This is a genomic window from Bradyrhizobium sp. JR4.1, assembly GCF_040548605.1.
GTDB classification, from domain to species: Bacteria; Pseudomonadota; Alphaproteobacteria; order Rhizobiales; family Xanthobacteraceae; genus Bradyrhizobium; species Bradyrhizobium canariense.
Genome location: NZ_JBEPRY010000014.1, coordinates 112811 through 131310, shown reverse-complemented (window position 1 = coordinate 131310; position 18500 = coordinate 112811). Strand labels below are relative to the sequence as shown.

Here is an 18500-nt window from a genome sequence, read left to right as displayed (position 1 = left end):
GCGCAAAGCCGGCAGCCTGACAAGAATAGAATGAGGAACGCTCCCATGACGTCCAGCTTCGATTTTGCGCCCCTGTTTCCCGCAGGGCTGCCGGCCCCCTCTGCGCGCTGGACGGGTCTCGCCAAATACAGTTTTGTCGGCGGCAACAACGACGCCGAGCAGCTGCCGCTCGATCATCTGATCGAGGCGGCCAACATGGCTCTGCAACGCGAAGGCCGCTCGCTCGCCACTTACGGGCTGGCACATGGTCCCCAGGGCTATCTGCCCTTGCGCGAATTCCTGGTGACGAAACTCAAGCGCGATGCCGGCATCAACTGCACGGTCGACGATCTCCTGATCGTCTCCGGCTCGCTGCAGGCGCTCGACCTCGTCAACACCACGCTGCTGACGCGCGGCGATACCGTGATCTTCGAGCAGGATAGCTATCAGGGCTCGCTGACCCGTTTGGCGCGGCTCGGGGTCAATGTGGTTGGCATCCCCCTCGACAAGGACGGCATGCGCATGGACGTGCTGGCCACGATGCTTGCCGACCTCAAGGGCCGCGGCATCCGGCCGAAGTACATCTACACCATTCCGACCGTGCAGAACCCGACCGGCAGCATCATGCCGGAGGGCCGCCGCACGGAGCTGTTGCGGCTGTCGGCAGACTACGGCGTGCCCATCTTCGAAGACGATTGCTATGCCGATCTGGTCTGGTCAGGACAGCGGCCGCCGGCGATCCATGCGATGAGCCCGAACGGCGGCGTGATCCATATCGGCTCGTTCTCGAAGTCGATCGCGCCCGCGCTGCGCGTCGGCTTCATCGTCGCGCCCTGGGATGTGATGTCGCGGATGCTGGCGCTGAAGACGGATGCCGGCTCCGGCGCACTGGAGCAGATGGTGCTCGCCGCCTATTGCAAGCCGCATTTCTCGACCCACGTGCCGGCGCTGACGAAGGCACTGCGCACCAAGCTCGACACGCTGATGGAGGCCGTCAACGAGCAGTTCGGGACGGCCGCCGAATTCGAGGAGCCGAAGGGCGGCATCTTCCTTTGGGTGAAGCTGCCCGATCAGGTCGATACGCTGAAGCTGTATCAGGCCGCGCTTGCCGCCGGCGTATCGATCAATCCGGGGCCGGAATGGTCGACTGACAAAAACCACTCCAGATCGCGACTGCGGCTGTGCTTTGCGAGCCCCTCGCATCAGCAGATCCGCGAGGGCGTCGCCGTGCTGGCCGAGATCTGCCGCAAGGAGTTCGGCGTGCCGGCCCGCAGCGCCAATGTGGAGAAGCGGGCCTGAGCCTTCAGACGATCTGGGGCTGGCTGCCGTGGATCGCGGAGGCCAGCCGCAGCAGCAGCACGATCGAGACGTTGCCCTTGCCGGCCTCGATCTGGGCGATGTAGCGCTCGGAAATCCCGGAGCGGCGGGCCAGCTCCCGGCGCGACAGGACGCAGCGCATGCGTGAGGACTTCAAGCGGTCGCCCAGCTCGGCCAGAAACGCGGTCTCGGAATAAGGCGGCACGGCACAGCTCCCCGGCAGCACCTCGCCTGCGAAATCCCTGACTTGATTCAGCATCGGTCTATCCAATTTCGCCTTCGGGAACGCCATCCTACTCCGGAAGCGGCCGGCCTCATTGACGCGGATCAAATTCGCGCGCGAATGGCGGTCAGCGTGGACGATCGCGCGCGGGATGCTACACTTCGGAATTATTCGGAGGTGGGGCTTATCAGGACATGACGAGTTGCTTGAGCCGCTGGATTGCGGCAGCAGTGCTGTGGGTTGCGTTCACGCCCGCGGCCGGTGCCGAATCGCTTGCGACGACCGTCGAGCAATGGGGCCTGCTCGGCTCATGGGCGGTCGACTGCGCGGCCCGGCCCGACCGCGACAAGGGCGCGCTCTTGGTTTACGAGATCCGGAAGGACGGAAGGGTGATGTACCGGCGCAATTTCGGCGAGGCCAAAGACGAAAACGAAGTGGTATCGGCGATGGTCAACGCCGACGGCCTGCTCGATGTGATGGTGTACTTCCCCTTGCTGCAGCAGACGCGCGAGTTCGGCCTGCTCCTTTCGAAGCAAGGCAGCTTGCGCGCGATCTACAATCGCAGCGAGCGCGGCGAGTACACGATCAGGGACGGCAAATACGTCGCGACCGGCGCGCCGACACCTCCACAACAGCGCTGCGATTAACCCGCCTGAACAGGCGTTCAGAATTCTCCTGCGATTCCTCCGGAACGTTCCCGCGAATGCGCCGTTTAGATTTGCATTCCATTGGAGGAGGACATCATGAAGAAGTTTGGTTATGTGCTTGCCGCTGTCGGCGCGCTCGCTGTTGCATTGCCGACGCTCGCCAGCGCGGAGACGGTGGTGATCAAGCGCGGAGGTCATCATCACGGCATGTATGGCGCCCGCGCCGAATACGGCATGCATCGCGATCACGGTTGGCATCGCGGCTGGCACAATCGCGACCGCGTCGTCGTGATCAAGCGTGGCCACCGTCACCATTGGGACTAATGCGCAACGCAATATGGAAATGGCCCCTCACGGGGCCATTTCTTTGCGTTCTTTCTTCCTTCTCCCCTTGTGGGAGAAGGTGGCGCGAAGCGCCGGATGAGGGGTATTCCCCGGCGAATTCAAACTGACAAATGTGCACGCGGAGAGAGACGGTGCGCTCAGCGACGACTCTCAGTCCCACGCCGGTGCGAAACCGGGATTGACGCAGCGTCTGTCCTTCGGCAGCGCGGCGATCTTGTTGCGGTCGGCATCGTCGAGCGTGATCTTCAGCGCGTCGAGATTGGCCTGCTGGCTCTCTCGCCGCGACGCCTTCGGTATCGCGGCGACACCGTCCTGGTCGAGCAGCCATTTCAGCGCGACCTGCGCAGCGGTTGCATTGTGCCTGGCGCCGATCTCGGCCAGCAACTCATCTGACGCGACGCGTCCCTGCGCCAGCGGGCAATAGGCGACCAGCGGGATCGACTTGGCGTTGAGATAGGCCAGCACCTTCGATTGATCGAGCATGGCGTGATATTCGATCTGATTGCAGGCGATCGGTGCCTTGATGTCCTCGACCGCGATCTTGAGCAGCGCCGTCGTGAAGTTGGCGACGCCGATCGCCCGCGTCCGCCCCTCCTGCTTCAGCGTCATCAAGGTCTCGAACACCGCGCCCCAGTTCGCCGCCTTGGACGGCCAGTGCACGAGATAGAGATCGACATGGTCGAGCCGCAGCTTGTTCAGGCTGGTGTCGAAGGCGCGGCGGATGGCGTCGGGGCTGAGGTTCTCGTGCCAGACTTTTGTCGTGACGTGCAGCTCGCCCCGCGGCAGCCGGGCCGCGGCGAGCGCCGCGCCGATCGATTCTTCGTTGCCGTACATCTCGGCGGTATCGATATGGCGATAGCCGATCGACAGCGCGCTCTCGACCGCCGCACGGCAGGCATCGCCCTGCATGCGGAAAGTCCCGAGGCCGAGCTTGGGCATGCTGATGCCCTGGGTCTTGAGATTATCCATGAAAAGGCTCCTGACATCGTTCAGCCCGCCGGAGGCCAGCAGCGATGCTGCGTGAGCAGACTCTTCGGGGACGGAAAAGAGGTGGCGGGAACGGACATCATAGCGCGGCAGGCGCACGGCGGCCAATCAAGATCGGGTTAGCGACCTAGGAATGCTGCGCCACCACGGCTGGACGCGTCTGCGGCTGCGGCTCGATATTGACCGACCAGAGATCCCGATTGTCGACGTCCTTCAGCCTCACGGTCATCGCGCCGGTTCGGCCATCGATGTCGACCTTGCCGAAGAACTGCAGTCCGAAACAGGGCGCGAGGTTTTCGCCCTGCGCCTCACTGCACCCGTTCTGGTACATCGCGACCGGACCAAAGGTGTCGTCGAGCTCGCCCGGGCCCCAGGTGCCGGCATGCAAGGGTCCCGAGACGAACTCCCAGAACGGTTCGAACTCCTGGAATTGCGCCCTGTTCGGATCGTAGTAATGCGCGGCGGTGTAATGCATGTCGGCGGTGAGCCAGACGATGTTGCGAATTCCGGCGCGCTTGATGGACGCAAGAAGATCGGCGATCTCATGCTCGCGCCGGTCGGGCGTCCCATTCCCCAGCGCGACCGCATCGAGACTGACGAGCCCGATCGGCAGGTCGGCCGCGATCACCTTCCAGGTCGCGCGCGAGGCCGCGAGCTCACGCTTCAGCCAGGCGAGCTGTTCGGCGCCCAGGATCCAGCCGCGGTGATCATCACCCTTGTTCCAGCTCTCGTCGCGATAACTGCGCATGTCGATCATGAAGACGTCGAGCAGCGGACCATAGGCGATCTTGCGATAGACCCGCCCCTTTCGCGCGCCGATGTCGCGGATCGGCATGAAGTCGAAGAATGCGCGGCGGGCGCGCGCGACCAGGCGCGGGGTGCCGTCATCCTCATGGCCGGCGGCGTCATAGCTACCGGTCGGCGACCAATCGTTGGTGACCTCGTGGTCATCCCATTGTGCAAACATCGGCACTTCGGCATGGAAGGCGCGGAAGTGCTCGTCGAGATGGTTGTATTTGTAATTGCCGCGGAACTGCGCCAGCGTGTGCGCGACCTCGGATTTCTCCTCGGTCACGACGTTGCGCCATATCTCGCCGTTCGGCAGCTTCTGCTCGGAGGGGATCGTGCAGTCGGCGTAGATGTGATCGCCGGAGTGGATGAAGAAGTCCGGGCGATTGTCGAGCATGGTGCGATAGCTGCGATAGCCGCCGCGCGATGTGTCGATGCCCCAGCCCTGCCCCGCGGTGTCGCCGGACCACAGGAACGAGATCGACCGGCCGGCAGCCGGCGCAGTGCGGAAGTGGCCGACGCGGCTTTCGCCGGCGATGCCGGTCGCGATGTCGTCGAAGCGCACACGATAGAAGATGTCCTGCCCGGGCGGCAGATCGTTCAGCAGCACTTTCGAGGTGAAGTCGGCATCGGGCGACGCATCGCGCGAAGCCGACGCAATGATCGTCTTGAAGCTCTCCACGGTCGAATAGTCCACCCGCATCCGCGCCGGCCGGTCGGCGCGCGCCCAGATCACCGCCGAGCCATCCGAGACGTCGCCGGACTGGATGCCGCCTGCGAGCTGCGGACGATCCGCGGCGCGGCTGAGATGTGGCGTTGCGAGCGCGGCAACGGTGAGGCTCGAGGTGGAACGGACCAGGAATTGCCGCCGGGTCCAGGCGCGCGAGGCGCGGAGCGCTACCATTCAGGAAACCTTCGTCGACTAGCGACGGAAGGTGCCTGCGTCGTTTGACCCCCGGCTTACGGTTTCTTGACCGCGGGCCTACGGTTTTACGACGTGCGGATGACGCTCGGAACTGACCTAATGCTTCCAGTTGCAGATGCCGCCGCTGCGGCACGGCCAGGTCTGGATGCGGGTGTCCATCGCCTGCGCGTCGAGCGGATTGCCGTGACGATGCGCGAGCTTGGTGCGCGCCGCGCCGCGCGGGTGCGCGGGCTTGGCGTGCGCGACCTTCGGCTCCGACACGCGCACGCGTTCGGCAGCGACCTTCTTCGGCACGTCGACCGGCTCGGCGCGCGCCTGCGCCTCGTTGCCGCCGCGCGCCTCCAGCGCGACCGGCGCGAACTGGGTTTCGGGCCCCAGCCGCTTCGGCGACAACACCGCCTTCGAAAGATCGAGGCCGAGATATTCGTCGGGCTTGTAGTCGTCAGCGCGCGCGACGCCGGCCCATGCGAGCACGAGGACAACGGCCATTGCAAAAGGAGCGCTCTTCATAATCACGGACGCCTCCTGAAATCGATTGTTAAGAGGTAATTTACCTCTATTTAGGAGGCGTCGCGCGCAATTCCAGCGGTCAACTGCCGCCGTGGTTAAGAAGTTTGGCGGTGTCAGGCGACCTTTCGCGGTGCACCCGTCTCTTCAAGAAACACCATTAGACGGGTACGGATGATGGTTTCCGCTTCAGCCATGATCCTGTCGACGAGTTCCTTGCAGGTGGGGATGTCGTGGATGAGGCCTGCGACCATGCCGCAGCTCCACGCGCCCGCGTCCATCTGCCCGTCCAGCATGATCCTGGGATAAACGCCCGCGACCTGGTCGTGGATGTCGTCGATCTTCAGCTTGTCGCCCTTCTCGCGTTCGATCTCGAGCAGGCGGTCGACATTGGCGTTCTTCAGCACGCGCTCGGTGTTGCGCAGGCTCCGCATGATCAGGCGGGTGTCGAGTTCGGTCGCGGCGACCAGCGCGTTCTTGACGTTCTGATGCACCGGCGCTTCCTTGGTGGCGATGAAGCGCGTGCCCATGTTCATGCCGGCCGCCCCCAGCGACAGCGCCGCGACGAGGCTGCGGCCGTCGGCCATGCCGCCGGACGCGACGAACGGAATCTTCAATTCCTCCGCCGCGCGCGGCAACAGGATCATGTTGGGAATGTCGTCCTCGCCGGGATGGCCGCCGCACTCAAAGCCGTCGACGCTGACGGCGTCGCATCCGATGCGCTCGGCCTTCAGCGAGTGGCGCACCGACGTGCATTTGTGGATGACCTTGATCCCGGCGGCCTTCAGCGCGGGCATGTAGGCTTCCGGGCTGCGGCCGGCGGTCTCCACGGACTTGATGCCGCCTTCGACGATGGCCGCGATGTATTCCGGATAAGGCGGCGCGGCGAAGGTCGGCAGGAAAGTGAGGTTCACGCCGAACGGCTTGTCGGTCATATCGCGGCAGCGTGCGATCTCCTTTGCAAGCAGCTCCGGCGTCTTCTGCGTGAGACCGGTGATGATGCCGAGCCCGCCGGCATTGGAGACGGCAGCCGCCAGCTCGGCAAAGCCGACGAAATGCATGCCGCCCTGGATGATGGGGTGCTCGATGCCGAACAGTTCGGTGATCGCGGTCTTCACTTAAATTACCTCCCGGGCATTTGCTTGACGTTCGGACCAGTCTAGCCGGACATTTGCGCCGCGGTCACCCTTTCTCTCTCCATTTCGAGCCGAGCGGCTGTTGCCTCAATGCCCCCGCGCGGGGGCGCCCAGCTTGATCGGGCGCAGCACCGCGGCGGTCGGGATCATCAGCACCGCGATGACCGCGAGCGTCCAGAACACGTCGATATAAGCGAGCAAATCGACCTGCTGCTGCAAGGTGCGGCCGACCCAGGCGACCGCCTGCGCAGCCGCATCGCTCGCATTCGAGCCCTGAGCCTGGAAGAAGCGGGTCATCGTCTCGATAGCTTGCTGGTAGCCGAGGTCCGACGGCGCGGCGTGCTCGATCAGACGGCTCTGATGGAATTGCTGGCGCTGCGCCAGGATTGTCTGCGCCAGCGCAACGCCCATGGAGCCGCCGATATTGCGGGCGACGTTGATCAGCGCCGAGGCCTGGTTGGTCTTGTCCGGCGGCACGCCGTCATAGGACGCGGTCGTGACCGGCAGGAACAGGAAAGGCAGACCGAGCGCCAGGAAGATGCGCGACATCGCGGCGTAGCCGTAGGTGATGTCGCCGGTGAGGCCCGTGAGATGCCACATCGAGAACGCGACGATGGTGGCGCCGAGCATGATGAGGTATTTCGGCTGCACGCTGCTGACGAGACGGCCCACCACCGGCATCAGCACCAGGGTCGCGATTCCGCCCGGTGACAACGCAAGACCCGCCAGCATGGCGGTGTAGTTCAAATCGCTCTGGAGCAGTTGCGGCAAAAGCTGCGTCGTCGAGATCAGCACCGCGCCGGTCGCAAGCATGACCAGGAAGCAGGCGGCGAACTGGCGGCGGCCGAGCAGGCGGAGATCGACGATGGGATCCTCACGCGTCAGCTCCCACGGGATCAGCGCAAGCAGTGACATGGCCGAAAGCACCGCGAAGAACACGATCATGTTCGAGCCGAACCAGTCGTTGCGCTGGCCTTCGTCGAGCACGTATTCGAGCGAGCCGAGCCCGATCGCGACCAGCACGAAGCCGACATAGTCGACGCGCAGGCCCTTGCTCAGCAGCTTCTCCCTCTCCTCCTCCGCCCCCGAGGGCTCCTTGACTAGCGTGCCGACCAGGAACAGCGACAGCAATCCCATGGGGACGTTGATCAGGAACACCCAGTGCCAGGTGTAGGTGTCGGTGATCCAGCCGCCGAGCGTCGGACCGACCACGGGCGCGACCACGACGGCGACGCCATAGATTGCGAAAGCCTGGCCGCGCTTGTGCGGCGGGAAGGAGTCGGCGAGGATCGCCTGCTCGCTGGTCGCCATGCCGCCGCCGCCAAGGCCCTGAAGGATTCGAAACAGCACCAGCGCCTGCAAATTCCAGGCAAAGCCGCACAAGAGCGAGGAGATTGTGAAAACCGCAACGCAGATCATGTAGAAGCGCTTGCGGCCGATCACGGTCGACAGCCAGCCCGAGATCGACAGCACGATGGCGTTGGCGACGAGATAGCTGGTGATGACGTAGGTGCTCTCGTCGATGCCGACGGCAAGCCCACCGGCGATGTGGCGCAAGGCGACATTGGCAATGGTGGTGTCGAGCACCTCCATGAAGGTCGCGATCGAGACGACGAACGCAATGAGATAAGGATTATGACCGCCGGCCGCCGAGCGCTCCGGCGACCAGCCGCCCGCGGACGCGCCGCCTTGCGCCGTGTCGGTCATCGCACCCTGGTCCAGGGCACGACCGACATGCCGGGACCGACGGGCAAATCGGCCGGCCAGCTGTCGACCACGATCTTCACAGGCACGCGCTGCACCACCTTGACGTAATTTCCGGTGGCGTTCTCCGCGGGCAACAGGCTGAACGCAGTGCCGGAGCCCGGCTGCACCGACTCGACATGGCCGGTCAGCTTGCGCCCGGGATAGGCGTCGATGCGGATCTCGACCGGCTGGCCCGGCCGCATGTCGTTGAGCTGCGTCTCCTTGTAGTTGGCGACGATCCAGACCTCGTCAGGCACGAACATCATCAGGCTCTGTCCCGCTGTGACGAAAGTGCCCTTGGCGCCGCTGAGCTTGACGACGCGGCCGGACTGCGCCGCACCGACGCTGGTATATTGCAGGTTCAGCTTGGCCTGATCGACCTGCGCCTGCGACTGCTCGAGCTGCGCCCGGGCGCCCTCAAGCTGCGCTTGCAGCGTCTTGATGCCGACTTGCGCGGCCGTCACCGCGGTCTTCGCGCGCTCGGTGTTGGCCTGCTGCGCCTGAAGATCGGAGCGGGTCTGCTGCTGGCGCTGCACGGTGCCGGCGCCCTTCTCGACCAGATCCTGGGCGCGCGCGAATTCTTCCTGCGAGAACTGAAGCTGGGCCTGGGCCTGTTCGAGCTGCGCCTCCGCCTGCTTGATCTGCTCCTGCTGCGAAACGATCTGCGCCTGGACATTGGCGATGTTCGCCTTGGCGACCGCGACTTGCGCATTAGCCTGATCGATGGCGATCCGATAGTCGCGCTCGTCGATCTTGGCGAGAAGGTCCCCGGCGTTGACATGCTGGTTGTCCGTCACCGGGATGTCGGTCACGTAGCCGCCGACCTTGGAGGCCACGGAAAAGCTGCGCGCGGCGACGAAGGCATCGTCGGTGGATTCATAGTGGCTTATCTGGAGCCAATAGAGCAATCCGCCGATCAGAGCTGCGAGCAAGACGATGGCGCCAACGCTTGCCACCAGCCAATGCTCGCGAAGCCGGTCTTGCAGCGACGGCGCCTTCGCCGGCTTCGAATCCTTGGCGTCGTGGGCCTGATCAGGAGATGTCTTCGGAGCTTCCTTCGCCCTCTGCGGCTGCTCCGCGGACGGTCCACGCTCCCGTGTCTGAGCATCCACGGTAAACACCTTTCTCGGGATTAAACTGGCGGCAGAGCCGCCAAAGCCGGCTCACGCGACGCGAGCCCAACTGCAACTCCTGATCATGGTTCCCCTTGTTGCGAGCACCATCGCGTTCGTGAACGCCCTGCCCAAAAGCGAGCGCGGCACACTGGATGCCGCGCTCGCCTCGATGACTCATGGGAACGGCACCGTGTCTCAGTGCGTCTTCGTCGCGTGCCATTTCTCGAGATCGGGCTTCACCTCGTCCGATCCCTGCTCCTTTTCCGGAGTGCCCTTCCAGGGCTTGTCCGTCTGCTTGTGCGAACCCCAGTCGCTCTGCTGCCGGGGATCGTCGTTAGGCCGTTCCTTGCTCATCGAGCTTCCTTTCGGTGGAAACGCTTACGCGAAGGGGACGCCATAATAGGAGTTGATGCCGCGAACCGCGGCGTCATCCCCCCAGTTCCAATCACTCCGCTCGCCATATTTCGGCGCGCCTTCCAGTTCCTTGGTGGTGATGCCCGTGACGTAACCGCCGAGCTCCGTGTCGTATTTCAGCGACTGCCAGGGCAGCGGATAATGGTCGTTGCCGAGGCCCAGAAATCCGCCGAAGCCGAGCACGGCGTAGGACACCTTGCCGCTGATCTTGTCGATCATCACGCGTTCGATCGAGCCGATTTTGTTGCGATCGGCGCCGTAGACCGATGTTCCCTCGACCTTGTCGCTGCCGATCAACCGACCCATCTCGTTTTGGTCCAGTTCACCCTGATTCAACATCTCAATTCTCCACTCAGCCAGTGTGGAGACAACCCAAAGAGGTGCGCGATCGTTCCGGCATATTCCGTCAGACTTGAGGAACATCGCCGGAAACGGGCGGTTCTCTCAGCTTCAAATCCCGGAATCCAAATACCGGAAAACGAAGGGCGCCCTCGATGTCACAGACCGTCTCCGACTTCATCGTTCAACGTCTGCATCAATGGGGCGTGCGCCACCTCTTTGGCTATCCCGGCGACGGCATCAACGGCGTGTTCGGTGCGCTTCAGCGCGCTGAGGGCAAGATCGGCTTTGTCCAGGCGCGGCATGAGGAGATGGCCGCTTTCATGGCGAGCGCCTATGCGAAGTTCTCTGGCCAACTGGGGGTGTGTATCGCCACTTCGGGCCCCGGCGCCTCGCATCTGATCACCGGGCTCTACGATGCCCTGCTGGATCACCAGCCCGTGCTCGCGATCGTCGGTCAGCAGGCACGCAATGCACTGGGCGGACACTATCAGCAGGAACTTGATCTGGTCTCGATGTTCAAGGATGTGGCTGGCGCCTACGTCATGCAGGCCTCCTCGCCGGCGCAAATCCGGCATCTGATCGACCGGTCGATCCGCACCGCGCTGGCCCGGCGGACGCCCACGGTGATCATCCTGCCCAACGATATCCAGGAGGAGCCGTACGAGGATCCGCCGCGCGCTCACGGCACCCTGCACTCTGGCGTCGGCTACAGCGCGCCAGGCATCAAGCCTCGTGACGCTGACCTCGACCGCGCCGCCGAGGTGCTCAACGCCGGCAAGAAGGTCGCGATGCTCATCGGTGCCGGCGCACTCAACGCCACCGAGGAGGTGATCGCCGTCGCCGACCGCTTGTCCGCCGGCTGCGCCAAAGCGCTGCTCGGCAAGGCGGCGCTCCCCGACGATCTCCCCTGGGTCACCGGCTCGATCGGCCTGCTCGGCACCGAACCCAGCTACAACATGATGATGGAATGCGACACGCTGCTGATGGTCGGCTCGGGGTTTCCGTATTCCGAGTTCCTGCCGAAGGAAGGCGCGGCGCGCGGCGTGCAGATCGACATCGACGCCAGCATGATGGCGATCCGTTTTCCCATGGAGGTTGGCCTGGTGGGCGATGCCGCCGAGACGCTGCGCGCCCTGCTGCCGCGACTGAAACCCAAGAGCGATGGCGCCTGGCGCCAGGGCATCGAAGACGACGTCGCGAAATGGTGGAAGACGCTCGATGATCGGGCACATCAGCCCGCGGCACCGGTCAATCCGCAACTCGTCGCCTGGGAGCTGTCTCCGCGCCTGCCCGACCGCGCCATCGTCACCAGCGATTCCGGCTCCTGCGCCAACTGGTTCGCGCGCGACCTGAAGATGCGCCGCGGCATGACGGCCTCGCTCTCAGGCGGCCTCGCCTCGATGGGTGCCGCGGTGCCCTATGCGCTCGCCGCGAAATACGCGCATTCCGACCGCCCGGTGATTGCCCTTGTCGGCGACGGCGCGATGCAAATGAACAACATGGCCGAACTGATCACCGCCGCGAAGTATTGGCGCGAGTGGAAGGATCCGCGCTTCATCGTCTGCGTCTTCAACAACGAAGACCTCAACCAGGTGACCTGGGAGCAGCGCGTCATCAACGGCGATCCGAAATTCGAGGCATCGCAGCGCATCCCGAACGTGTCCTATTCGCGCTTTGCCGAGCTGATCGGCCTCTCCGGCATCTACGTCGACAGCCCGCAGCTACTGGGCTCGGTTTGGGACCAGGCGCTCGCGAGCCAGATGCCGGTGGTGCTGGAGGTGAAGACCGATCCCGAAGTGCCGCCGCTGCCGCCGCACATCACCTTGCAGCAGGCCAAGAACTTCTCTCTTGCGCTGATGAAGGGCGATCCCAACGAGAGCGGAGTGATCAAGGGCGCGGCGCGGCAGGTGTTGGAAAAGATCCTGCCTGGAAGTGAATGAGGTGAAGCATGAGCGATTTCCGCGATATCCAGCACGGCGTCAACGATCCCGTCGATGGCCTCGACGTGAAGCGGCAGATCAACGACAACCGGACGCCGCATGAACGGGCACAACGACATGCAGACGTGCGTGCCGAGGCCACTGCCACGCCGAGCGAGCCGTTCCTGCCCGAACGGCTTCGGCGCAAGCCGACGGATCCCATCAACCCACGGAGCGGGCGGAGACCGACGGATTAGCCGTTAGGAACTCCGGCCGCTGCAGCGTGTTGGTGGGCGCAACGCCGCGCGGCGAGAGGCTGCGCGCCCATTCGGAGGGATCGGACCATGAAACGAATGATTATCGCAGCTGCTTGCGTGCTGCTCGCAGGCCCCGCGCTCGCCCAGTCGCTCGGCGAGAAAACCGGCGTCAACTCGGCGCTCGGCGTCGCGCCCGCCACCACCGACTTCGTCAAGGAAGTCGCCATCAGCGACATGTTCGAGATCGAATCGAGCAAACTTGCCGAGCAGAAAGGCAACGCGCAGGAAAAGACATTTGCGCAACAGATGGTGACCGACCACACCAAGACCAGCAGCGAACTGAAGGGCCTCGTCACCGGCGGCAAGGTGCAGGCGACCCTTCCGACAGCGCTCGACAGCTCGCATCAGAGCAAGCTCGACAAGCTCAAGAGCGCGAATGGCAGGGACTTCAGCTCGGATTACAATTCGTACCAGGTCAGCGCCCACGAGGACGCGGTCTCGCTGTTCGAGCGTTACGCCAAGGGCGGCGACAATTCCGACCTGAAGGATTGGGCCGGCAAGACGCTGCCGGCGCTCAAGCACCATCTCGACATGGCCAAGGAGCTCGGCAAGGCGCCAAGCGTCGGCCAGACCAAGTAAACATCTTCCGAGGACGCCGGCTTGCGGGTCGGCGTCCTCTCGTTTTGCAACGATGCCTCTCTCCGCGCATTGAGATCGCGAGATCGCGGAGATCGTCATGACACATCACGACAAGGCTTCAGTATCCCGCCGGCACGTCGTCCAAGCGGCGAGCGCAACGCTTGCTGCCGCTTCGCTGGCCTCTTCCACAGCGAAAGGAGACACGTCCATGGCCGAGCAGAAAATGGCCGAGCAGAACCTGGTCGATCCCGTCACCCGCTTTCCAAAGCCGCCGTTCAAGAAGCAATCGCAGCCCTGGCCTGGCCTCGCCGGCAAGATGGAGCCGCCCCCGGATCACGGCGAGACCAGCTACAAGGGCTCCGGCCGGCTCGCCGGCCGCAAAGCGCTGATCACCGGCGGCGATTCCGGTATGGGCCGCGCCGCTGCGATAGCCTACGCACGCGAAGGCGCCGACGTCGCCATCAACTATCTACCGGCCGAAGAGCCGGATGCGCAGGACGTCATCGCGCTGATCAAGAAGGAAGGGCGTATCGGGCTCGCGATTCCCGGCGACCTCAAGGCTGAGGCTTTCTGCAAGAAGCTGGTCGAGCAGGCCGTCCAAGGTCTCGGCGGACTCGACATCGTCGTCTGCAACGCGGCGCGGCAGCAGACACGTGCGTCCATTCTCGACGTCTCCTCGGAAGACTTCGACGCGACCATGAAGACCAACATCTACGCGCCGTTCTGGATCATCAAGGCGGCGCTGCCGCATTTGAAGCCCGGCTCGTGCATCATTGGCACGGCATCGGAGCAGGCTTACGATCCCTCGCCCGATCTCTATGACTACGCGCAGACCAAGGCGGCGACGATGAACTACGTCAAGTCGCTGGCAAAGCAGTTGGGTCCGAAGGGCATTCGCGTCAATGGCGTCGCCCCGGGACCGATCTGGACGCCACTCCAGGTCTCCGGCGGCGCCACGATGGAGAAGCTCGAAAAATTCGGCGGCATGACGCCGCTCGGCCGTCCCGGCCAGCCCGCCGAACTGGCCTCCATTTACGTGCAGCTTGCCGCAGCCGACGCGAGCTATGCGACCGGCCAGGTGTATGGGTCCGCTGGTGGATCGGGACAGCCGTAAACGGCGCTTTGGTCCGGCCCCAGGCTGATGCCGCAAGGTAGGGCCCAGGAACCTTCTTTGTCTTCGGGCTTTACAAAACTGTCACAAAGGACATCACGCTTGCAGACCGATGGCATTGGTAGAGGTCAAACCCAGCCGGATCGACACCGCGATCGCGGATACGATCGCTGATCACACCAATTCAGGCGTCGAGCACACGGCGCAGACATTGACCTGGGCCGCTGACGAGCACGTGCTGCTCGCGCTGGCCGCAATAGGGTGGCTCTATACTCATATTCGGCAGCCGCAACAGCGGCCCGTGGCAAACCACGTCCTGGCCGTGTCGCTCGCGACGGCCGCCCTGCCGCATGTCCTGAAATCCGTGTTCGATCAGACCAGGCCAGACCGGCTGACCATACGCGGGCACGGGCATGGAGTACCCGTCTCAGGACGAGCGCGCGACGCCTTCCCGTCCGGTCACGCGGTCCATATGGGCGCTCTTGCCTCGGCGGCGGGCTTGCTACCGAAGACGCCGCGCCGATTGCTGCGCACGGTTGCGATCGCGCTGTCACTGACACGGATCGCGGTGCTCGCGCACTGGGCAAGCGACGTGGTCGCAGGCTTTGCGCTTGGCGCGGCCGTAGAGAGACTCTTGCGGCCATGGACACTGACGCAATCGTTCCGCAAGCAAGTCAATCGGCGGGAAAAGCCGTGACCGAATATATCGTGCGCTTCATCGCCGGTGGCATCATCGTCTCCGCTTTTGCGATCTTGGGCGATATGCTCAAACCCAAAAGCTTTGCGGGGTTGCTCGGCGCGGCACCGTCGGTCGCACTGGCGACGCTCGGCATCGCCGTCGTCCAGCACGGCCCGCAATATGCTGCGGCCGAAAGCTGGACGATGATCTATGGCGCGGTCGCGCTCGGCTGCTACAGCGTCGTCGTCTGCCATCTGCTGATCAGATACCGTGTGTCCGCGCTGCCCGCGACAGTCCTTGCTGTTATCGTGTGGCTTGCAGTCGCCTTCGGCCTGCTCGCCGGGTTCGGAGGTGCGGCCTGATGCCGGTCAAGCTGTCGCTCTCCGCGCTCAAGCAGACACGCTGGTACGAATACGGCATTCGTTTCCTGCTCGGTGGCCTGGCGACCGTGCTCACGGGGGTTCTGGGAGCGCGCTTCGGTGTGTCCGTCGGCGGACTTTTCCTTGCGCTTCCCGCCATCTTTTGCGCGAGCGCCACGCTGGTCGAAAGCCATGAACGCCGCACCAAGGAGAAGGCCGGCCTCAGCGGCACGCGCCGCGGGCAAGAGGCCGCCGCGCTCGACGCGGCTGGTGCCGCCTGGGGAAGCATCGGTCTCCTGGCATTCGCTGCCGTCTTTCATTTCACCGTGGCCGCGAGCGTTCCGGGCGCTTTCGCTGCCGCGTTGACAGTCTGGACCATCGTTTCGGTCTTGGCCTGGTGGCTCAGGCGCAAGCTTCGCATCGTCTCCCGCAAATCGCACCGATCAGCCCATTCGCTATCGTCAAAGGGCTCTCCCCTTGCGAAGCGCTAGCCCGCTTTGGCATGCGTTGACGGCCGCAATCTCGGCGGTTGAAGGCCCGGACTGTTGGCCCAGCGCTCGACCTGCTCGATGACCTTCTGGTGGCTGGGGCGCACCGGCTTGGGTGCCGCGCTCTCGTCGACATGTTTGCGGGGCAATGTGACTTCGCTCGTCATGAGGTCTCTCCCATTTGCCGGAAGCATACACCCGCCCAACGACCTTTGCACCATTCAACTTGTTGATTTTGCTATATTATTTTACTCACTTGGCGCCATAGCCGCATCTTATGGAACCGCGGTGGAATGAGTTCGTTGAGTAAACTACTCAACTTGCTCATTTTGGATGATTGATCATGAACGACCTTCGCGCCGAGCGGCTCCAGGTCATGCTGTCACCGGAAGAACTGGCCGCGGTCGACGACTTCCGGTTCAAACATCGCATGCCGACGCGAGCCGCGGCTGTGCGCGAGCTCCTCAAGCTCGGCCTGGCCACCGCCGCTGTCGATGCAGGGCCTAATGTCAAATCGAGCAGGTTCGGGGTTTTCGGGCGCGGCCCGGACGGCCATACGCAACCGCATCCGCACCGCGACGCCGAGGATTAGTCCAGCCTGATGCTCAAGCAAACGGCCCCGGCACGGGGTGCCAGGGCCGTCCTTGGAGATTGCTTCCGGATCACCGGGGGCATGACAGCCGGAAGCAATCCCTCGACTCTTTGCGTGCGAATTCGTTCCTGATGGAATTAGCCGCTCGGGGCGTCGCCGGAATCATCCGGCGCCATGCCGGAGCCAGGCGTCTTGCTGTTGTCGTTCAGTTTGGGATCGCGCGTAGCCTCACGAGAGGGCGAGCCCTTTGGCTCCGACTTGTGCACGGTCTGCGCGCGCTGCTTGTCCCGCGGCTGCTGTTCACCGCGCTGATCTCTGATGATGCCTTGGTCGGAATGGGCCATGATAGCTCTCGCCTCTTTGCTGTCTCGAAGCGCTTACGCGCCGGAGCGTCGAAGGTTCCGGCCCGCGAGATCGGACTGCTAACTGTGCGCTGAGTGCACCGGGGCCGATGCATTTTCGTGATGCACCTGCCGCACTGTCGTCACGGTGGCGAACGCGACCGACACGCCAAAGGCGAGGATGAGCGAAAGAAGAGCCAGACGTGGAGCCATTGCAAAAACCTCCTGGAATAGGAAATCAACGCGATCGACTGTTACGAATGATCCTGCTTGCTGTCCGTGAGCAGTCTCACACGCAGATCCACGAAACGAGAGCGTTACGCATCCTGCTTTTGACGGATGCGGGCTGGAACGGGCGGCACCTCGCCGTCGAGCCAATCCTGCTCGTCGGCAAGTGCCGTCCACGCATTCGCCATGCGCAGAAAACGATTGTGTGCCGGCTGCCCTTCGGCCCTCTCGGCGAGCTGGAGGCAGTTGTCGGCGTTATTCCTGAAGATCTCGGACTGTTTCATCAGTATGAATTGGGGACGGAACCGTCGCGTCGCAACCGCCCTTACCGGATCGTAACATCTGCGGAACTTTCGACCGCCGTCCGCCTTGGATATCCATGCGGATTCTTCTCGCGATCGTTTTGGCATTCGTCAGCACGGCAGCGCTTGCCGACAGCACTGGGGAGCGAAGGCCGGGCGGCCGCACGCCGACCGCAACCGAGACCATCAGCGATCTCTACAGCTTCAGCCGCTTCCAGCAGGGTCTGCTGGAGAGCACCGACCTCAAGGGCAATGCCGAGGTCAAGAACCTCGCCGCCCTGCGTGCCGAAGAAGCGGCCCGGCGCGATAAGACCCTGAAGCCAATTCAGGAGGCGATCGGCACCGAACCGCGCGTCACCAAGACGACCCCGGCGAGCGCGAGCCTGGTCGAGCCCGAAACCTCGGACGGACCCACTTTCGTCAGAAGCTTCTATGCCGCGCAGATTCCCGAGTATGAATCTGTCATCGACTTGCTCGAACGCTATCTCAAGGCACCCGACAATGCCGCGCTTGCAGCGTTCGCGCGCGAGCAGCTCCCGATGTTGCGCTCGCAGGTCAAGGACGCCGAGCGCACCATGGCAGACAAGTAGACCGTTCACTTGTCGCTGGGATGACTTTGCTGGCTCTCCGGCCGCACGGTGCGGTTGCTCTCCGGCATCCTGTCGCGGCCGGCATCCCCATTGTCATCCTTGCCGCCCGAACTCGACGTGCCGCTACCGCTGGGGTTAGGCCGGGTCGACGTACCCGTAGTTGGTGTGTCCGCGCGTGGCGTGGCGGAGCTTGCGGCGGGATCGCCGGTGACGGCCCCACGGCCGCTGGGGGCCCCGCCCTGCGCGAACGCCGATCCGGCCAACAACATCACGGTCCCGATGACGGCAAATCCTGCTTTCATGTGCGCTCTCCCTCCATCTGCGGGCTAACGGCACGCCCGGCGCTCCGTTCCGGAAGGCAGATAACCAAGTCGCTGAAAACAAACGGCCGGCCCGGAAATACTGGAACCGGCTGGAACCATTCCGAGGGATCGCACTTAGGTTAATCGGGCTGAGCAAAGCAGGTTCCACTTCCTGGCGCCGTCACGTTGGCGCTTGATTTCGAATTTGGCTGACGCTCTAT

At 63.8% G+C, this 18500-nt stretch carries 25 protein-coding genes; 12 read left to right on the top strand and 13 right to left on the bottom strand.

Going from position 1 to position 18500, the window contains the following annotated elements; translation table 11 throughout:
* Window positions 1-45 precede the first annotated feature (45 nt).
* Entirely contained in the window at window positions 46-1278 is a 1233-nt protein-coding gene (locus tag ABIB90_RS25335; protein WP_354161930.1) for an aminotransferase-like domain-containing protein, read from the top strand.
* 4 nt (window positions 1279-1282) lie between these two features.
* Here ABIB90_RS25335 and ABIB90_RS25330 read toward each other — a convergent pair whose 3' ends face one another.
* A complete protein-coding gene (locus ABIB90_RS25330; protein ID WP_219678604.1) occupies window positions 1283-1555 on the bottom strand; it encodes a helix-turn-helix domain-containing protein in 273 nt (90 codons plus the stop codon).
* Between the two features lie 158 nt (window positions 1556-1713).
* On the opposite strand from ABIB90_RS25330, the gene ABIB90_RS25325 reads away from it, so the two are divergent.
* Complete coding sequence (locus tag ABIB90_RS25325) at window positions 1714-2166, top strand: hypothetical protein (protein ID WP_354201569.1); 453 nt, start codon at window positions 1714-1716, stop codon at window positions 2164-2166.
* Window positions 2167-2262: 96 nt separating this feature from the next.
* Window positions 2263-2490 carry a hypothetical protein gene (locus ABIB90_RS25320; protein WP_007594737.1) on the top strand — a complete coding sequence of 76 codons (228 nt, stop codon included), beginning with the start codon at window positions 2263-2265 and terminating at the stop codon, window positions 2488-2490.
* A 171-nt stretch (window positions 2491-2661) separates the two neighbouring features.
* Here the strand turns inward: ABIB90_RS25320 and ABIB90_RS25315 are convergent, their stop codons facing one another.
* From ABIB90_RS25315 to ABIB90_RS25280, 8 genes are all read right to left on the bottom strand, one after another.
* Window positions 2662-3480 carry an aldo/keto reductase gene (locus tag ABIB90_RS25315; RefSeq protein WP_354201568.1) on the bottom strand — a complete coding sequence of 273 codons (819 nt, stop codon included), beginning with the start codon at window positions 3478-3480 and terminating at the stop codon, window positions 2662-2664.
* 145 nt (window positions 3481-3625) lie between these two features.
* Window positions 3626-5191, bottom strand: a complete 1566-nt coding sequence (locus ABIB90_RS25310) for an alkaline phosphatase D family protein (protein ID WP_354201567.1) — start codon at window positions 5189-5191, stop codon at window positions 3626-3628.
* A 117-nt stretch (window positions 5192-5308) separates the two neighbouring features.
* Window positions 5309-5701, bottom strand: a complete 393-nt coding sequence (locus tag ABIB90_RS25305; protein ID WP_371261317.1) for a hypothetical protein — start codon at window positions 5699-5701, stop codon at window positions 5309-5311.
* A gap of 134 nt (window positions 5702-5835) precedes the next feature.
* Window positions 5836-6837 carry an NAD(P)H-dependent flavin oxidoreductase gene (locus ABIB90_RS25300; RefSeq protein ID WP_354201566.1) on the bottom strand — a complete coding sequence of 334 codons (1002 nt, stop codon included), beginning with the start codon at window positions 6835-6837 and terminating at the stop codon, window positions 5836-5838.
* Between the two features lie 105 nt (window positions 6838-6942).
* The gene (locus ABIB90_RS25295) at window positions 6943-8562 is read right to left on the bottom strand and encodes a DHA2 family efflux MFS transporter permease subunit (RefSeq protein ID WP_354161942.1); all 1620 of its coding nucleotides are present in this window, start codon (window positions 8560-8562) and stop codon (window positions 6943-6945) included.
* A complete protein-coding gene (locus tag ABIB90_RS25290) occupies window positions 8559-9713 on the bottom strand; it encodes an HlyD family secretion protein (RefSeq protein ID WP_354201565.1) in 1155 nt (384 codons plus the stop codon). The genes ABIB90_RS25295 and ABIB90_RS25290 overlap by 4 nt, the downstream gene beginning before the upstream one ends.
* Window positions 9714-9911: 198 nt before the next feature.
* The gene (locus ABIB90_RS25285) at window positions 9912-10070 is read right to left on the bottom strand and encodes a hypothetical protein (protein WP_007594751.1); all 159 of its coding nucleotides are present in this window, start codon (window positions 10068-10070) and stop codon (window positions 9912-9914) included.
* 24 nt (window positions 10071-10094) lie between these two features.
* Window positions 10095-10469 carry a PRC-barrel domain-containing protein gene (locus tag ABIB90_RS25280; protein WP_007594753.1) on the bottom strand — a complete coding sequence of 125 codons (375 nt, stop codon included), beginning with the start codon at window positions 10467-10469 and terminating at the stop codon, window positions 10095-10097.
* Between the two features lie 155 nt (window positions 10470-10624).
* Here ABIB90_RS25280 and ABIB90_RS25275 point away from each other — a divergent pair, with 155 nt between their 5' ends.
* From ABIB90_RS25275 to ABIB90_RS25245, 7 genes are all read left to right on the top strand, one after another.
* Window positions 10625-12412: a thiamine pyrophosphate-requiring protein gene (locus ABIB90_RS25275; protein ID WP_354201564.1), complete on the top strand. Its 1788-nt coding sequence runs from the start codon at window positions 10625-10627 to the stop codon at window positions 12410-12412.
* Between the two features lie 8 nt (window positions 12413-12420).
* Window positions 12421-12648, top strand: coding sequence for a hypothetical protein (locus ABIB90_RS25270; protein WP_018456212.1), 228 nt, complete (start codon window positions 12421-12423; stop codon window positions 12646-12648).
* 87 nt (window positions 12649-12735) lie between these two features.
* Window positions 12736-13287: a DUF4142 domain-containing protein gene (locus ABIB90_RS25265; protein ID WP_354161950.1), complete on the top strand. Its 552-nt coding sequence runs from the start codon at window positions 12736-12738 to the stop codon at window positions 13285-13287.
* A gap of 223 nt (window positions 13288-13510) precedes the next feature.
* On the top strand, window positions 13511-14401 hold the full coding sequence (locus ABIB90_RS25260; RefSeq protein WP_354201592.1) for an SDR family oxidoreductase: 891 nt from the start codon (window positions 13511-13513) through the stop codon (window positions 14399-14401).
* A gap of 109 nt (window positions 14402-14510) precedes the next feature.
* Complete coding sequence (locus ABIB90_RS25255; protein WP_354161953.1) at window positions 14511-15095, top strand: phosphatase PAP2 family protein; 585 nt, start codon at window positions 14511-14513, stop codon at window positions 15093-15095.
* Window positions 15092-15439, top strand: a complete 348-nt coding sequence (locus ABIB90_RS25250; RefSeq protein ID WP_027568683.1) for a DUF3147 family protein — start codon at window positions 15092-15094, stop codon at window positions 15437-15439. Before ABIB90_RS25255 ends, ABIB90_RS25250 begins: the two co-directional genes overlap by 4 nt.
* On the top strand, window positions 15439-15927 hold the full coding sequence (locus tag ABIB90_RS25245; RefSeq protein WP_354161956.1) for a hypothetical protein: 489 nt from the start codon (window positions 15439-15441) through the stop codon (window positions 15925-15927). Before ABIB90_RS25250 ends, ABIB90_RS25245 begins: the two co-directional genes overlap by 1 nt.
* Here the strand turns inward: ABIB90_RS25245 and ABIB90_RS25240 are convergent.
* Window positions 15924-16091, bottom strand: a complete 168-nt coding sequence (locus ABIB90_RS25240) for a hypothetical protein (RefSeq protein ID WP_354201563.1) — start codon at window positions 16089-16091, stop codon at window positions 15924-15926. The genes ABIB90_RS25245 and ABIB90_RS25240 overlap by 4 nt on opposite strands.
* 176 nt (window positions 16092-16267) lie before the next feature.
* Here ABIB90_RS25240 and ABIB90_RS25235 point away from each other — a divergent pair, with 176 nt between their 5' ends.
* Window positions 16268-16516 carry a hypothetical protein gene (locus tag ABIB90_RS25235; protein ID WP_354201562.1) on the top strand — a complete coding sequence of 83 codons (249 nt, stop codon included), beginning with the start codon at window positions 16268-16270 and terminating at the stop codon, window positions 16514-16516.
* A gap of 137 nt (window positions 16517-16653) precedes the next feature.
* Here the strand turns inward: ABIB90_RS25235 and ABIB90_RS25230 are convergent, their stop codons facing one another.
* On the bottom strand, window positions 16654-16860 hold the full coding sequence (locus ABIB90_RS25230) for a hypothetical protein (RefSeq protein WP_007594775.1): 207 nt from the start codon (window positions 16858-16860) through the stop codon (window positions 16654-16656).
* Window positions 16861-17174: 314 nt separating this feature from the next.
* Window positions 17175-17369: a hypothetical protein gene (locus ABIB90_RS25225; RefSeq protein ID WP_354161961.1), complete on the bottom strand. Its 195-nt coding sequence runs from the start codon at window positions 17367-17369 to the stop codon at window positions 17175-17177.
* A gap of 95 nt (window positions 17370-17464) precedes the next feature.
* Here ABIB90_RS25225 and ABIB90_RS25220 point away from each other — a divergent pair, with 95 nt between their 5' ends.
* Window positions 17465-17977 carry a DUF4142 domain-containing protein gene (locus ABIB90_RS25220; RefSeq protein ID WP_354161964.1) on the top strand — a complete coding sequence of 171 codons (513 nt, stop codon included), beginning with the start codon at window positions 17465-17467 and terminating at the stop codon, window positions 17975-17977.
* Between the two features lie 5 nt (window positions 17978-17982).
* Here the strand turns inward: ABIB90_RS25220 and ABIB90_RS25215 are convergent, their stop codons facing one another.
* The gene (locus ABIB90_RS25215; RefSeq protein WP_354161967.1) at window positions 17983-18279 is read right to left on the bottom strand and encodes a hypothetical protein; all 297 of its coding nucleotides are present in this window, start codon (window positions 18277-18279) and stop codon (window positions 17983-17985) included.
* Window positions 18280-18500 lie beyond the last annotated feature (221 nt).

What these genes read in the sequence shown, in the direction of transcription:
- ABIB90_RS25335 (WP_354161930.1), top strand. Translation starts at nt 46, where the DNA reads ATGACGTCCAGCTTCGATTTTGCGCCCCTGTTTCCCGCAGGGCTGCCG.
- ABIB90_RS25330 (WP_219678604.1), bottom strand. Translation starts at nt 1,555, where the DNA reads ATGCTGAATCAAGTCAGGGATTTCGCAGGCGAGGTGCTGCCGGGGAGC.
- ABIB90_RS25325 (WP_354201569.1), top strand. Translation starts at nt 1,714, where the DNA reads ATGACGAGTTGCTTGAGCCGCTGGATTGCGGCAGCAGTGCTGTGGGTT.
- ABIB90_RS25320 (WP_007594737.1), top strand. Translation starts at nt 2,263, where the DNA reads ATGAAGAAGTTTGGTTATGTGCTTGCCGCTGTCGGCGCGCTCGCTGTT.
- ABIB90_RS25315 (WP_354201568.1), bottom strand. Translation starts at nt 3,480, where the DNA reads ATGGATAATCTCAAGACCCAGGGCATCAGCATGCCCAAGCTCGGCCTC.
- ABIB90_RS25310 (WP_354201567.1), bottom strand. Translation starts at nt 5,191, where the DNA reads ATGGTAGCGCTCCGCGCCTCGCGCGCCTGGACCCGGCGGCAATTCCTG.
- ABIB90_RS25305 (WP_371261317.1), bottom strand. Translation starts at nt 5,701, where the DNA reads ATGGCCGTTGTCCTCGTGCTCGCATGGGCCGGCGTCGCGCGCGCTGAC.
- ABIB90_RS25295 (WP_354161942.1), bottom strand. Translation starts at nt 8,562, where the DNA reads ATGACCGACACGGCGCAAGGCGGCGCGTCCGCGGGCGGCTGGTCGCCG.
- ABIB90_RS25285 (WP_007594751.1), bottom strand. Translation starts at nt 10,070, where the DNA reads ATGAGCAAGGAACGGCCTAACGACGATCCCCGGCAGCAGAGCGACTGG.
- ABIB90_RS25280 (WP_007594753.1), bottom strand. Translation starts at nt 10,469, where the DNA reads ATGTTGAATCAGGGTGAACTGGACCAAAACGAGATGGGTCGGTTGATC.
- ABIB90_RS25275 (WP_354201564.1), top strand. Translation starts at nt 10,625, where the DNA reads ATGTCACAGACCGTCTCCGACTTCATCGTTCAACGTCTGCATCAATGG.
- ABIB90_RS25270 (WP_018456212.1), top strand. Translation starts at nt 12,421, where the DNA reads ATGAGCGATTTCCGCGATATCCAGCACGGCGTCAACGATCCCGTCGAT.
- ABIB90_RS25265 (WP_354161950.1), top strand. Translation starts at nt 12,736, where the DNA reads ATGAAACGAATGATTATCGCAGCTGCTTGCGTGCTGCTCGCAGGCCCC.
- ABIB90_RS25260 (WP_354201592.1), top strand. Translation starts at nt 13,511, where the DNA reads ATGGCCGAGCAGAACCTGGTCGATCCCGTCACCCGCTTTCCAAAGCCG.
- ABIB90_RS25255 (WP_354161953.1), top strand. Translation starts at nt 14,511, where the DNA reads ATGGCATTGGTAGAGGTCAAACCCAGCCGGATCGACACCGCGATCGCG.
- ABIB90_RS25245 (WP_354161956.1), top strand. Translation starts at nt 15,439, where the DNA reads ATGCCGGTCAAGCTGTCGCTCTCCGCGCTCAAGCAGACACGCTGGTAC.
- ABIB90_RS25240 (WP_354201563.1), bottom strand. Translation starts at nt 16,091, where the DNA reads ATGACGAGCGAAGTCACATTGCCCCGCAAACATGTCGACGAGAGCGCG.
- ABIB90_RS25235 (WP_354201562.1), top strand. Translation starts at nt 16,268, where the DNA reads ATGAACGACCTTCGCGCCGAGCGGCTCCAGGTCATGCTGTCACCGGAA.
- ABIB90_RS25230 (WP_007594775.1), bottom strand. Translation starts at nt 16,860, where the DNA reads ATGGCCCATTCCGACCAAGGCATCATCAGAGATCAGCGCGGTGAACAG.
- ABIB90_RS25225 (WP_354161961.1), bottom strand. Translation starts at nt 17,369, where the DNA reads ATGAAACAGTCCGAGATCTTCAGGAATAACGCCGACAACTGCCTCCAG.
- ABIB90_RS25220 (WP_354161964.1), top strand. Translation starts at nt 17,465, where the DNA reads ATGCGGATTCTTCTCGCGATCGTTTTGGCATTCGTCAGCACGGCAGCG.
- ABIB90_RS25215 (WP_354161967.1), bottom strand. Translation starts at nt 18,279, where the DNA reads ATGAAAGCAGGATTTGCCGTCATCGGGACCGTGATGTTGTTGGCCGGA.